Origin of the sequence: Amphritea sp. (assembly GCF_048266285.1) — a bacterium.
GTDB lineage: Bacteria > Pseudomonadota > Gammaproteobacteria > Pseudomonadales > Balneatricaceae > Amphritea.
Map to the genome: position 1 here is coordinate 1 of NZ_JBLWZV010000024.1, position 13,953 is coordinate 13,953.

Here is a 13,953-nt window from a genome sequence, read left to right on the forward strand (position 1 = left end):
ACACCGCACAGCCAGTGAGTCAACAGGACCAGCACGAAAAAGTTAAGATTTTGTGAAAAAGATTATTTTTAGAACAAAAAGCAACTCAAGCGCGGCTAATCCGCTGACTTTGGTCTCTGAACCAAGGGCCTAAAGCCCATCGCAACCGGAAGAAGACCCTATCAAAACACAAAAACCGCCTCGCGGCGGTTTTACGGATAACGTGACAAATGCCTTACTTTACTTAAGCAGTCCAACCTCTTTGAAGTACTTTACCGCTCCAGGATGCAAAGGCTGCCCACCTAACACTCTGACCATGTCTTCTTTTCTCAACTGAGCAAAAGCAGGGTGAAGTTTTCGAAATGTATCGAAGCTATCAAATACAGACTTAACTAAGTTATAGACGACTTCGTCTGACGTATCCGTTGACGCAACTAACATGCTTTTAACCCCAAAGCTTTTTGTCAGTCGATCATTACCTCGGTAATAACCAGCCGGAATCTCTGCGTGTTGATAATAACTATGGTCGGCGATCAGTTTATCAATCACAGGACCACTCACATCGACCAATACGCTATCACAGGATGTGGTTGCTTCTTTAATCGCCCCACTTGGATGGCCAATGATATAGACCATCGCATCGATCTCACCCTCGCATAACGCATTTGCCTGTTCTGATGCTTTCAATTCTGCGGCTAAAGCAAAATCACTTTTACTCCAGCCCTTTGCTTTCATCAGTGTTTCCATCGTGCCTCGCTGGCCCGACCCCTGAACACCGAGATTCACTTTCTTGCCCTTGAGGTCATCAAATTTGCGTATACCATTGCCAGCACGTGCTAACACGGTAAAAGGCTCAGAGTGAATCGAAAAAACAACTCTCAGCTTATGATTAGGGCCTGCTTTAGCAAATTTACCCGTGCCATTATAGGCGTGATGAAACCAATCTGACTGAGTTATACCGAAGGCAATGTCTTTATCGGCGATTAACTCTAAGTTAGCAACAGAGCCTGCGGTGCTTTCTGTTGCACAACGAATACCGTGGTCAGCCCGTGTTTTATTAACTAAACGGCATATAGCTCCACCGGTGGGATAGTAAACGCCGGTTACTCCGCCCGTACCGACAGTAATTACTTCTTTCACAGGTTCTGCTGCAATGGCACCCATTGATGCCACACTAACCCCAAATGCGATAACCCATGAGGTTATTGTGTTGCGAAAAGCCATATTCCACTCCTTTGAATTATTATCAGAACCCGGAATTTACGCCGATTATAACAGTTTAATCGATCTATAATATTACAGTGACCATCGATTGAATAGCCCGGCCGAGCGCCTGCATACGTACTTACCTGTTAAACCGGTGTCCTGTTCTATAGGGGAATAGATCAATAATTGCCCCCTTGCTAACTTCAGTTTGTATATTGGTCCACCAAATAGGATCTAGCAAATCACCGTGTAGTTCATTAAAGACCTTGCGGATGCGTCGATCACAGGCGGTGAGCAGACTAAACTCCTCGGGGAAAACATCATTGGTAGATACGGAATACCAAGGTTCCGCCGCCATCTCTTGCTCAGGATAAAGAGCTTCAGGAATATCTCGAAAGTGGCACTCGGTCAGATACATAATTTCATCATAATCGTAAAATACTACCCGACCATGCCGTGTCACACCAAAGTTCTTGAACAGCATATCTCCAGCAAAAATATTCGCTGCAGCGAGTTCTTTTATACACTGCCCAAACTCATGGATGGCTAAATACACGGCTTGCTCGTTATTCTGACGCAACATTTCATCAAGGTAGATATTCAACGGAATCATGCGCCGCTCGGTCCATAGGTGCTTAATCACAACCTCATCGCCAACAATATCCACCGTAGAGGCGGCAACACTTAATAACTCATCGAGTAGCCTCTTTGAAAAACGCTTTCTCGGAAGCGAAAAGTTAACAAATTCTTGGGTATCGGCCATCCGTCCCGCTCGGTCGTGACGTTTGACCAGTTGATACTTCCCAATCACTCCATCTCGAGTTATCTTTTTGGAGGTCGAGAATCGATCCTTAATAATTTTAAACACCACTGGATAGGACGGTAATGTAAACACCGTCATCACCATACCTTTGGTACCCGGTGCTATCTCAAATTGGTCCGTTGAAGCAGCTAAGTGCTGCACATAATCACGATAAAACTCTGCTTTTCCCTGTTTATAAAAACCAATGGCATTATAAAGCTCAGCAATGGATTTCATCGGGATCAGTGAATGCAAGAAACGGATAAACGCGGCGGGCACCGCAACATCGACCAGAAAATAGGCCCGCGTAAAGCTGAACACGATCGACACGTCATTTTCGTCCACTAGCACGGTATCGATATAGACCCCATCACTCTCGTTATTCAATACGGGCAAGATAAAGGGTACAGAGCGAGTGGCAAAATTCACTCGCCCGACGATATAAGCACCTTTATTACGGAAGAAAACGGTTCTGATAACATCTACAACAATGCCATCATCCACCATTTCTTCAGGAAACTGCGTGCGAATATAGCGCAGCAGGTTACTGATATCTCTACGTTTATTCTCCCATGGAACCGCAAAGCGATAATCCTCCAGCAACTGATTAAGAAAGGCCACCAGCCCATCGGTCAATGTATAGCGCCGATAGATCTGATCAGCCCCATCGTCATGACATAAGCTTGGGGAATGAAGAAACATGTACTGATCACTAATCTGTCGATGTTTCAGTAGGCGACAATAGATGGAGTTATAAAATGTCTCCCCTAACTCAGCATCCTCTTGATAGTTCATGTTTTTATGATAGTGGGCTTTACTCGCGAGCCACAGCGCAGTGTCTAGACTATCCTCCACCTCAGCCACAATACGATCACTAACCTGATCGACCATCGTGCTATAAAGATCGATCCGCTGCGCCGATAAATGCTGAATAGCTTGCCAATCGGCCGCCTCAAAACAACGCTTCGCCTGACGGGTAATCGCCTGAAATTGCTGTCTGTAGTGGTTAAAGCCATCTCGAATCAGATGGGCTACCCATTCGGCTTCACGTTGGTTCATTAAGCTTCAATTGTCATTATGTTCTTTTATAGTATCTAGCAGTGATTGTTCTGAGTTGCCATGAATTGGCAAAAAGCTAGCTGAAATAGTTGTCTAATCCAACTATCTGCATAATATTAGAACTATACCCTTTGAGAGATATGCCTATGTATCACCTTCCTCAGCTGAATAAAAATACCAATATTAGTGCGATCGCGGTAATGACCAGCGGTGGGGATTCACCCGGCATGAATCCCGCGATTCGCAGTGTGACTCGAGCCGCACTGAATCAAGGTGTTCGTGTGTTTGGTATTAACAAAGGTTATAGCGGCCTCATTATCGGTGATATCACCGAACTAAAAAGCCGTGATGTCACCAATATCGTACAGCGGGGCGGTACAATTCTGAAAAGTGATCGATGCGAAGCCTTTAAAGACCCAATGGTACGTAACCAAGCCGCAGAGATTCTTAAAGAACGCGGTATTGGTGGGTTAATCATTATTGGTGGGGACGGGTCTCTCACAGGGGCACACCTATTTACCCACGAAACGGGCATCCCAGTGGTTGGTTTACCAGGCACTATTGATAATGATATCTATGGTACTGACGACACGATCGGCTTCGATACCGCCCTCAATACCGCCCTCGAAGCGATCGACAAAATTCGTGACACAGCAGTATCCCATGAACGTATCTTTTTGGTCGAAGTGATGGGACGCAACTCCGGTCATATTGCCTCTCAGGTTGGCGTCGCCTGTGGTGCGGAAATGATTATCGTACCGGAGGTTGATTTTAAACTTGCGACCCTGAGCTTCACCCTCGCGAACCAACGGGCTGAAGGTCGTGGCAGTAGCGGTATTATTGTTGTCGCAGAAGGCCCAAGACCCGGCTTGACTTATCGATTAGCGCGACAACTGGAAATTGATGGTCAAACGGCGGGGGTATGTATTCTCGGCCATATACAACGGGGCGGCCGTCCCACAGGCCATGACCGAGTACTGGCTTCTTGCCTTGGGGCCTCAGCGGTAACTTATCTGCTCGCGGGCTTCAGCGATATTATGGTGGGTATTACGAAAAGTAAGATAACAGCAATTCCCCTACTCGATATTATGGAGAAGAAGAAACCCCTCAACCCCGAACTGGTGGAACTCGCTCAACTGTTACATAAATAACCGATAAAATGTGGAAGCTTATAACAGTAGAAAACAGCTTAGGCTGGTTTCTACTCGAATGCAGCATTGATCTGCGTGGTAAATGTATGAATCAGTGAAGGAAGCAGTTGTTCGGCCGCAATACCAGACAAGCTCTGCACATCACTATTCAAATCTGCTAAGGATTCTCCCCGCAGCGGATTATCCACCACGATCGAACTCAGTAGCTGCCAATCGCAAGGGGATAGATGTAACCCGCTCACTAAAGCAACCCCTTTACGCTTTCGTATCTGAGCCAATCCCACCAACTTGCGCCCATCAAGACTGACAACTTCACCATGTGACAGCGAAGCATAACAGGCCCACTTTAAGTCCTTTTCCTGACTGACCGTTTTTGATTGTTCAATCATCGCCTGATCGACCCCTTTACATGGCACACCGCAGGCCGTCAGGGTATCGATCCAAATCGCTTCTAACCAAGAAAAGATCTCAATAATATTCTGTTTTGCCAGTGAATGTTCAGGCGGGATAAAAACCGTCACACTTAACATCCAGGGACCGGCCAGCACCGCGCCTCCACCGGAACGTCGTCGAACGAGCGGTAAGCCGGCATTTTCAGCCCGACTCAATTGACCAGTATCAGGGCGTTGAGAGCAACCCAGAATGACCGCCGCCTGATCATATTGCCACAGTAACACCTGCGGTTCTTCAACCCCCGCTTCAAGCACTTCACTGATACGCTGCTGTTCATCAGGCATCGAACCGATGACCATTGACTGAAAATTGTTGTCCATAATGTCCCCCTAGCATCAGAGGCAGGAAGATTAACCTATCTATACCCTTGGGAAAACCATTATCATGCGACTGTCAAAAACGGAACTTCAGTGATGCAAAAAGACTTTATCGATATTTATCAACAGGCCCTTTCCCGAAACGGTTATCAACAGGACCCGCAGCAACGCTTGCTGGCCGAAGCGCTTAATCAGTTCTATCAAGCGTTACAGTCCGGTGCGTCTCACAAACAACCAACACAAGGGATCTATATCTGGGGGCCCGTCGGACGAGGCAAAACTTTTCTAATGGACCTGCTGTTTGCCCATATCGCTGAAGCCACCAGCCTGCGCTACCACTTTCACCGCTTTATGGCTCAGATCCACCAGCAACTGCGCGAGCTGCAGGGTAAATCAGACCCGCTGGAATTGATCGCTAAAAAGCTGGCACGCCAATACCGGCTTATCTGTTTCGATGAGTTTTTCCTTAATGATATTGCCGATGCCATGATTCTAGGCAAACTGATTAAAGGGTTGCTCAAGCACGGCGTCATTCTGATCACCACTTCTAACAGACCGCCAGAGAACCTCTGTAAAGACCCACTGTTTGAAGACCGAGTGAAACCAATTATTGCGATGATTAATCAGCAGATGCAGATCTTTAATCTTGCAGGTGACACCGATCATCGACTGCGCTCTCTGACGCCCGCCCCCTGTATTTTCTATCCAGGCGATCAGCATCAATCTTCTGACATGGACCAGCAGTTAACTCAACTCTATACCCATATCAGCCAAGCAGCCCCCTGCTCCGATGAGGTAGCCGTTTTACAGCGCCCCATACCGGTTAGAGGGATGAGTGCAGATTGTATCTGGTTTGATTTTGAACATATCTGTATGGGCGCGCGCAGCCAGATGGATTACATCGATCTGGCCAACCGCTTTAAGCATATTTTTGTCAGTCAGATCCCGCGCTTGGGTAGCCATAGCCGAGAACAGATTAAAGCCCGCGGCACAGAAGATGGCATTGAGGCGGTTAAAGCCGGAGAGCGGCAGGTTTTACTGGGCAGTATGGATGATCCCGCGCGCCGCTTTATTAGTCTGGTTGATGAACTTTATGATCGTAACATTAATCTATTTCTCAGCCTTGAGGTCCCATTAGAGGAACTCTACGGCGAGGGTAGTTTGATCTTTGAATTTGCCCGGACATACAGCCGCCTAACAGAGATGCAGTCGCTGGAATATCAGCAATCAACCTCGATGACTTAAGCCCATTAATACGGCTTTGATAGGAACAACTTTCATGACCACACTATTACGTTTTTTCTTTCAGGGTTTACTGATTCTGCTGCCGTTTGTGCTCACGATCTATCTGGTCTTTTTAATCTTTACTGCACTGGATGAAACGCTATTTTCCGCAGCAGGCTCACTGCTTAGCTACTTTATACCAGGGCTACAAACCGGTGCCACCGAAACGCTACTGGGTATCCTGCTCACCGTTGCCATTATTATTCTCACCGGCATTGCAGGCTCACTCTACCTCACTCGCTTTTTGATGAATATCATCGGCGCACTGATGGAGCGAATCCCCGTCGTAAAGCTGCTCTACAACTCCCTAAAAGATCTGTTCCAAGCGCTGCTGGGGGATCAAAAAAGCTTTGATAAACCCGTGATGGTCTATTTAAACCAAGAAAAAACCATCAAGGTCATGGGGTTTATCACCTGTGAAGATATGAGTAGCTTTGGCTTGGATCAAGATGTTTCAGTCTACTTACCGGACTCATACAATTTTTCTGGCAACCTAATTATTGTTCCCCGGGATCTAGTCGTGCCATTGGATGTCAGCGCCGGTAAAGTTACCACCTTTATTGTCAGTGGCGGCGTATCGACCACCGACAAAACCTCTTAACCGCGATGATCACTGACAAAGGGGTTAGTTTTACGCTCATGGCCTAGGGTCGACATCGGCCCATGGCCTGGAATAAAGGCCACTGAATCGCCTAGCGGAAAAAGCTTACCTTTAATCGAGTTGATCAATGTTCCGTGATCCCCTTGAGGGAAGTCCGTGCGCCCGATCGAGCCTTGAAACAACACATCGCCCACCTGCGCTAACTGACTTTCTGGGCTATAAAACACGACATGACCAGGGGTATGACCCGGGCAATGTAATACCTCAAGCGTTTCATTACCAACCGTGACTTTATCACCATCCTCAAGCCAGCGATCCGGCGTAAAAATTTCCACCTGGGGAAAACCAAACATCTGACTTTGCTGAGGTAAGCCATCAATCCAAAACTGATCTCCTTTATGCGGTCCCTCGATAGGCACACCGGTACGCTTTACCAACTCAGCGGTACCGCCGGCATGATCAATATGAGCATGGGTCAGAAGTATTTTTTCCAACACCAAACCGAGCTCTTCTAGCTTAGCCATCACCTTATCGATATCGCCACCGGGATCGACCACCGCCGCTTTTTTACTCTCATCACACCACAACAGGGTGCAGTTCTGCTGGAATTGAGTCACCGGAATAATACTGTATTTCATAGAGATGCCGTGATGGTTGAAAAGTGTTCCCGCAGTATACCTATTTCTGAACTATCCTTCGATGTACGAGGCGGACAAACAAGATCCGCCGGCAATAGCATTCAGAACCGATGGTTGACTCTGAAGGAGGTTAGTTCGATGTCTGTATCTCCAACCCTACAAACATTTCTTAATCAAGGCGATATCCCCTACCGCCTTATTCGACACCCTTATACAGAAACATCACTCAGTTGTGCACTTGCCGCCCATGTACCCGCACGACAAATGGCGAAAGGAGTGGTGCTGAGCGATGACGAAGGTTTTATGATGGCCGTCGTCCCCTCTGACCGGCGGGTCGATCTAGATGCGATCAATCAAAAGATGGGCCGAATCTTTTCACCCGCCGCGCAACGGGATGTGAAGATTCTGTTTCGCGATTGTAATAAAGGTGCGGTTCCTGCACTGGGGCAAGCCTACAATGTGCCGGTGATCTGGGACGATCACTTAGCAAATGAACCTGATTGTTATATGGAAGCAGGGGATCATCAAGATCTGCTCTGCTTCTCACAAACGACATTCAAACGAGTCATGTCAGAAAAACCCCACGGCATGATCAGCCACTAACGAAAATAATTAAAACCATCGGGATGGCTCCATCCCGATAAAATACCCGTTATATATTTACCCTGCTCGGCCAGCTATGCGATAGTGACAACCCATTCCTATAAGTGCCGCTGGAGAGAGCAATGAAAAAGTTGAAGCATGAAGCTGAACTGGTTAAAGAAGCGATTCGTATTGGTGGTGTCTACATGGTGAAACGTGGTGCTGGGCAATTTGAAGCTACCGATAGCGCCAGCAATAAAATCACCGCCATTTACCGACTATTGGTGCTGGATAAATTGATTCAACCATTAGCTAAAGGCGATGAGAGCGAGCCGAATATGAAACACAAACTCGCCCTGTGGATAAGTCGCCAACTCCCTAAAGGCCATCCATTGCTGGAGGAGTGATATGCCGAGCATCTATCTAGCGGGACCGGATGTGTTCTGGCCCAATGCCATCGAACTGGGTGCAGCCAAAAAACAGTGTTGTCAACAATATGGCTTTGAAGGACTCTTTCCGCTGGATAACACTCTCGACCTATCTTCGTTATCCCCTTATCAAGCTGGGCTGGCAATCTATCACGCCAATATAGCGTTAATGGACCGCTGTGACCTGATCATCGCCAATATGACACCGTTCAGAGGCCCAAGTATGGATGTCGGTACAGCGTTTGAAATGGGGTATATCACCGCCCTCAACAAGCCCGTCTGGGGTTATTCACTGGATGGGCGACTGTATAGTGACAGAGTCGATGGCATAGAAACCGATGCCGATGGCTTGAGTATTGAAGCGTTCGACATGGCCGATAACCTGATGATGATTGGCGCATTGGAACAACGGGGCGGGTTCATCACCGAGCCAAACAGCCAAACCATCGATAACCACCTCGCCGTATTTGAAAAACTACTGCGACAGATACACAAAAGCCGCTAATATCAGCGGCTTTTTCTGTTCTAATCAATCACAGCGTTAAACAGGTACTTCATTACACCTTGTGATAAATCTCTGCACCGGTCTCTTTAAACTCCTGAGATTTTTCCTGCATCCCTTTATCGGCTGCGGCCTGTATCGATGCGATTTGGCTTGCATCCAGATCACGGACTTCCTGAGAGATTTTCATCGAACAGAACTTAGGCCCACACATCGAGCAAAAATGCGCCACCTTGGCGGATTCCTTTGGCAAGGTTTCATCGTGATAGGCCCGAGCCGTATCGGGGTCTAGACCAATATTAAACTGATCTTCCCAGCGGAACTCGAAGCGTGCTTTGGACATCGCATTATCACGAATCTGAGCACCCGGATGTCCCTTAGCCAGATCGGCAGCATGAGCGGCGATCTTATAGGTGATGATACCGGTTTTAACATCATCTTTATTCGGCAACCCTAGGTGCTCTTTCGGTGTGACATAGCAAAGCATGGCACAGCCATACCAACCGATCATCGCCGCACCGATGCCTGAAGTAATATGATCATAGCCAGGAGCAATATCAGTAGTCAGAGGTCCCAAGGTATAGAATGGCGCTTCATGACACTCGGTCAACTGCTTATCCATGTTCTCTTTGATCATATGCATCGGCACATGTCCCGGACCTTCAATCATCACCTGCACATCGTGCTTCCAAGCAATTTTGGTCAGCTCACCAAGGGTTTCAAGCTCTGAGAATTGAGCTTCGTCGTTGGCATCATAGACCGAACCTGGACGCAGACCATCCCCAAGAGAGAAGGAGACATCGTAGGTTTTACAGATCTGACAGATATCTTCGAAATGCGTGTAAAGGAAGTTCTCTTCGTGGTGCGCCAAACACCATTTAGCCATGATAGAGCCACCGCGGGAGACGATACCGGTCATCCGCTTCGCCGTCATCGGTACATAGCGCAGCAAGACACCAGCATGAATGGTAAAGTAATCCACCCCCTGCTCTGCCTGCTCAATCAGCGTATCGCGGAACACTTCCCAGTTAAGGTCTTCAGCCACGCCACTGACTTTCTCCAGTGCTTGATAAATCGGTACGGTACCAATAGGTACAGGGGAGTTACGCAGAATCCATTCCCGGGTTTCATGGATATTTTTACCGGTAGACAGATCCATAATGGTATCCGAGCCCCAACGGATACCCCAAGTCATCTTCTCGACCTCCTCTTCAATAGAAGAACTCAGTGCCGAATTACCGATGTTGCCATTAATTTTCACCAAGAAATTACGGCCAATAATCATCGGCTCAACTTCGGGGTGGTTAATGTTAGCAGGAATAATTGCCCGACCTTCGGCCACTTCTTGGCGAACAAACTCAGGGGTTATCTCATCAGGAAGCTTCGCCCCGAAGCTATGCCCAGGATGTTGCTGCGCGACAACATTACCTTCAGCACGGGATTTCGCCAACTTCATATTCTCACGGATGGCGATGAACTCCATCTCCGGCGTGATAATCCCTTGGCGGGCATAATGCAACTGAGTCACGTTTTCACCCGGTTTAGCTTTTAACGGCTTACGGGTCAATTCAAAACGTAAGTTATCCAAACGCAGATCTTGCTCACGGGCACGGCCGTACTCCGAGCTTAGGCCCTCCAAACGTACAGTATTATTACGTTCAGCAATCCAGTCAGCACGCAACGGCGCCAAGCCTTTACGCACATCGATGTTAGCCTCAGGGTCGGTATAAGGGCCCGAGGTATCATAGACATACAGCGGGTCGTTCTTTTCACCGCCCATATCAGTCGGTGTATCATCCAAGGCAATTTCACGCATAGGTACTCGCACATCAGGGCGAGAACCCTCAACGTACACCTTACGGGAGTTGGGAAACGGCTGAACAGAGGCTTCATCAACCTGAGCGCTGCGACTGAGAACGGTTTGATTATCTGACATCGTATTACCTGTGTTTTGATTTTCTTGTTATAAAATTCCAGCTAAAAACAGCTGGTTACCCTTATGAGTAGTAATGCTGCAGCCGATTCTGCAGACTTAAATTTATGCTGATAGCCACGCTGTACACCCTGACCGCCAACGAATAGCCGCTGCGCACTCAAAACCTCGTCTTTTAACCCGGGGGTCTGAGTCGTTCGTGGGTAGCACAATAGTTTGGCAGCTAAGCCGAGAGTTAAAGCGATCAATAGCATTGTTGAAACGAGCCACATCACCTTTTTTAATGAGCAAGGCCGACTTATTAACGAAAGTGTTAGGTTTATATAGAATCAGGCCCGTAGCGACACGGTCACCCCGGTCTGCGATGACTGGCTTGGCGATAGGATTGAACACAACAGAAAAAATCACCTGCACGGTCAGGTCTGGTTTGACGAAGTTATGCACTAAGGCAAACAAAGCGTTGAGGCTTGCTCGAATAGAGACACTTGCACCCTTGAGGGCAGTAATCGTATGTATGAGAGAAATGTTTGTTTCAGACATCTGTACAGACCTAGCTTATGAGCTAAACCGTGTACAAAAAAAGACAGCATGGCGGTTTATCTCGATTTCCTACGCCGGTATTAACCGGATCAGGTTCGCGGGTTATTGGTCTATTTAAGTCCAACTCTCAGCCCAAAGGGCACCCCGACAAGATGCTGAATAGTTTATGTGCAAGTTTTATAGATGTCCATCTTTCAACAAAAAAATGACAGGTGAGCCTTTTCAGACCACCTGAACTCAATACTTATTCCCCACTCACAACAAAAATAAGACTTTTTCCTATATCCCCATATCTATGCTTCGATCATTATATGCTTCAGGAAGTAACAATGTTCTGGATAGAACACAGGAAGGCCACGATACGCGGAACAGGAAGCATGGATTGCTGGCATGATGCCTTGGATTAACCGCACGGAAAACGGATGCCATATAAAGAGAGTGCTTAAGGGGAATTAAGCGCTCTTTTTTTATCTTCACAATTAGCGCTAAGTAAAATATCCATCACCATAGAAATAGGATTTTTTCCTATGGTGCTTAAAGCCGCTAAATAGGATACTGATTTTGACGGATCGATGGCCTTCACGGATGAAGGAAGGATGACCAAAGGATTGTCGCTTAGCAAACACTGATGAAAGGGATATAAGGATATCACGGCGGGAAGCCGGATAAGTTTCATCACAAACGGATTTAATAATAGTGATGCTAGGCATGTAAAAGAGAGCACTTAAGTGAAACTGAGTGCTCTCTTTTTTATATCTGCAATTTAACTTGCAAGCGTTAAGCTAAACAAACGATAACTAACTCAACGCTTGAGGTTCCAACTGATCGAACAAACGCTCTTGCCAAAGCGCTTGCGCTAATTCAGTGGGAGTTTGAGCGCGGCCGTCATGTATCCAACCAGCTAACGCTGCCGCCACATCCGGATAAACCACCGGTTCCGGCGATGGCTGTTGTACCCAGCGATAAAACTGCTCCGCCTGTAGTTCAGAAAATACCTCGGCGAGACCTAAATGCTGTAACACTGCGGCATTGGAGACCTGCTCAGGTTGCCCTGACAAAGGTTTCGTTAGTAGCTTTTTACCCGCCTGTAACACCTCACTGGATAAACCAAAACCACTATTGGCAATAACCCCTTCACAACAGGCTTGAGCTTGGCGAAACGCCTCACGAGATAGCGGCCGCCAAAGAATATGGCCGTCATCTTCAGGCTGATCGATATCGCAATAAACATGAAATTCAAATTCACTAAAGGGTAATAACCACTGGCGAATCTGCTGACGCTCTTCAAATGGCAAATAGACCAGAATCATGCCCGCCTGCTGACTAGTCGGGTAAGGCTGAGGTTCTATTAACGGCGGTAAAATCGGCCCATTAAAGTGATGCCAATGCAATCCTATCCCTTGCTGTACCGGGGCAAAAAATCGGATCATTGGCAGCATAATACGCCCAACGCCCGGCCCCGGGAGCGGATAACGAAAGGCGTATTGATGAGCGATACCAATACAGGGTTTCTTTTGTAGCTTCGCTGCCCAAGCGGTAATAGGCTCAAAATCACTGATAATCAGATCATACCCCTGCAGATCCAGCGCCCGAATATCACGAACCAACTGTATAAAGTTATTCTGTCTAAGGCTGCGCCAACGATCAATCCGCCCATCTTTAACGCTAAAGGTTAAACCACGACGCACCTGATAATCACCGAAAGGTTCCATATTAAAGAGTTTCTCAGGAGGCCGACCGCTAAACAGGAAATCAACCTCGATCCCCTCTTTTAACAAAGCCGGCGCCATCACTCTAGCCCGGGTAATATGACCATTCCCCGTCGCCTGAACACCATAAAGAATTTTCATAACGGGTTTCCCCTGCAAAGACGAGATTCTAGAAGAGGTCTATCAGATTTAGACCAAGCGCAGCAGAAATCAGCCCGAGTGCCGCACCGGCGAGAATATCGGTCGGGTAATGCACGCCGAGAAAGACCCGTGCCAACGCAATAAGCCCAGCTAAGGTATAGGCCAGCACCATAAAGGCGGGATAATAAACCGCCAATAGCGTAGCAAATACGAACGCTGCCGCGGCATGGCCTGAAGGCAAGCTGAACTTATCTGAAGGGATTATTTGAGGAGTAACATCCGCAAAACGATCACAGGGTCGGTCACGTTTGATGAGTTGTTTTAAGCAGAGATAAATCGGCAGTTCAATCGCAAAGACAAACAAGCCCGCTAGTAGAAACTCACTGCCATGCAATGGCTCTAACCATGCGAGCAGTAAGCCAATAATGAGATAGAGGCTACCATCCCCTAACTTGGAGATGAGTCGACTCAAGGTGGGCATCACCGGTAATCGGCAGGTACCAAAGCAGAGGTAATAGAGGGAAACATCGAAAGCGGCTAAACGTTGTTGAAATGCACTCATGGTTCTGAACCCAATGTTTGCTGTTTGACAACATTTTCGCTCAGAGACTGTTACAAAGTGGTGAAC

Annotated in this window: 14 protein-coding genes and 1 riboswitch; of the genes, 6 read left to right on the forward strand and 8 right to left on the reverse strand. The window is 47.4% G+C overall.

What is annotated here, in order from left to right:
• Positions 1–219: 219 nt before the first annotated feature.
• Both ACN0T0_RS17710 and aceK read right to left on the reverse strand, forming a co-directional pair.
• Entirely contained in the window at positions 220–1,203 is a 984-nt protein-coding gene (locus ACN0T0_RS17710) for a TAXI family TRAP transporter solute-binding subunit (protein WP_417228062.1), read from the reverse strand.
• Between the two features lie 121 nt (positions 1,204–1,324).
• Complete coding sequence (gene aceK, locus ACN0T0_RS17715; protein ID WP_417228063.1) at positions 1,325–3,046, reverse strand: bifunctional isocitrate dehydrogenase kinase/phosphatase; 1,722 nt, start codon at positions 3,044–3,046, stop codon at positions 1,325–1,327.
• A 146-nt stretch (positions 3,047–3,192) separates the two neighbouring features.
• On the opposite strand from aceK, the gene pfkA reads away from it, so the two are divergent.
• Positions 3,193–4,197 carry a 6-phosphofructokinase gene (gene pfkA / locus ACN0T0_RS17720; RefSeq protein ID WP_417228064.1) on the forward strand — a complete coding sequence of 335 codons (1,005 nt, stop codon included), beginning with the start codon at positions 3,193–3,195 and terminating at the stop codon, positions 4,195–4,197.
• 50 nt (positions 4,198–4,247) lie between these two features.
• On the opposite strand, the gene ACN0T0_RS17725 is transcribed toward pfkA, so the two are convergent.
• A complete protein-coding gene (locus ACN0T0_RS17725) occupies positions 4,248–4,970 on the reverse strand; it encodes a lipoyl protein ligase domain-containing protein (protein ID WP_417228065.1) in 723 nt (240 codons plus the stop codon).
• A gap of 93 nt (positions 4,971–5,063) precedes the next feature.
• Between ACN0T0_RS17725 and zapE the strand changes: the two genes are divergently transcribed.
• Both zapE and ACN0T0_RS17735 read left to right on the forward strand, forming a co-directional pair.
• Entirely contained in the window at positions 5,064–6,212 is a 1,149-nt protein-coding gene (zapE, locus tag ACN0T0_RS17730) for a cell division protein ZapE (protein WP_417228066.1), read from the forward strand.
• 34 nt (positions 6,213–6,246) lie between these two features.
• Positions 6,247–6,852 (forward strand): DUF502 domain-containing protein, encoded by a 606-nt coding sequence (locus tag ACN0T0_RS17735; RefSeq protein WP_417228067.1) that lies wholly within the window; start codon positions 6,247–6,249, stop codon positions 6,850–6,852.
• Here the strand turns inward: ACN0T0_RS17735 and ACN0T0_RS17740 are convergent.
• A complete protein-coding gene (locus tag ACN0T0_RS17740; protein WP_417228068.1) occupies positions 6,849–7,490 on the reverse strand; it encodes an MBL fold metallo-hydrolase in 642 nt (213 codons plus the stop codon). The two genes, ACN0T0_RS17735 and ACN0T0_RS17740, sit on opposite strands and share 4 nt — an antisense overlap.
• 138 nt (positions 7,491–7,628) lie before the next feature.
• On the opposite strand from ACN0T0_RS17740, the gene ACN0T0_RS17745 reads away from it, so the two are divergent.
• The 3 genes from ACN0T0_RS17745 to ACN0T0_RS17755 all read left to right on the forward strand — a co-directional run bounded on the left by ACN0T0_RS17745 (position 7,629) and on the right by ACN0T0_RS17755 (position 9,005).
• Positions 7,629–8,093, forward strand: coding sequence for an aminoacyl-tRNA deacylase (locus ACN0T0_RS17745; RefSeq protein WP_417228069.1), 465 nt, complete (start codon positions 7,629–7,631; stop codon positions 8,091–8,093).
• 122 nt (positions 8,094–8,215) lie between these two features.
• The gene (locus ACN0T0_RS17750) at positions 8,216–8,479 is read left to right on the forward strand and encodes a DUF5062 family protein (RefSeq protein ID WP_417228070.1); all 264 of its coding nucleotides are present in this window, start codon (positions 8,216–8,218) and stop codon (positions 8,477–8,479) included.
• Between the two features lies 1 nt (position 8,480).
• Positions 8,481–9,005 (forward strand): nucleoside 2-deoxyribosyltransferase, encoded by a 525-nt coding sequence (locus ACN0T0_RS17755; protein ID WP_417228071.1) that lies wholly within the window; start codon positions 8,481–8,483, stop codon positions 9,003–9,005.
• Positions 9,006–9,057: 52 nt separating this feature from the next.
• On the opposite strand, the gene thiC is transcribed toward ACN0T0_RS17755, so the two are convergent.
• The 4 genes from thiC to ACN0T0_RS17775 all read right to left on the reverse strand — a co-directional run bounded on the left by thiC (position 9,058) and on the right by ACN0T0_RS17775 (position 13,887).
• On the reverse strand, positions 9,058–10,938 hold the full coding sequence (gene thiC / locus ACN0T0_RS17760; RefSeq protein ID WP_417228072.1) for a phosphomethylpyrimidine synthase ThiC: 1,881 nt from the start codon (positions 10,936–10,938) through the stop codon (positions 9,058–9,060).
• Between the two features lie 102 nt (positions 10,939–11,040).
• Positions 11,041–11,475, reverse strand: a complete 435-nt coding sequence (locus ACN0T0_RS17765; RefSeq protein ID WP_417228073.1) for a hypothetical protein — start codon at positions 11,473–11,475, stop codon at positions 11,041–11,043.
• 48 nt (positions 11,476–11,523) lie between these two features.
• A riboswitch (TPP riboswitch) is annotated at positions 11,524–11,632 on the reverse strand.
• 640 nt (positions 11,633–12,272) lie between these two features.
• The gene (locus ACN0T0_RS17770; protein ID WP_417228074.1) at positions 12,273–13,325 is read right to left on the reverse strand and encodes an MJ1255/VC2487 family glycosyltransferase; all 1,053 of its coding nucleotides are present in this window, start codon (positions 13,323–13,325) and stop codon (positions 12,273–12,275) included.
• 28 nt (positions 13,326–13,353) lie between these two features.
• Positions 13,354–13,887, reverse strand: coding sequence for a phosphatase PAP2 family protein (locus ACN0T0_RS17775; RefSeq protein ID WP_417228075.1), 534 nt, complete (start codon positions 13,885–13,887; stop codon positions 13,354–13,356).
• Positions 13,888–13,953: the final 66 nt, after the last annotated feature.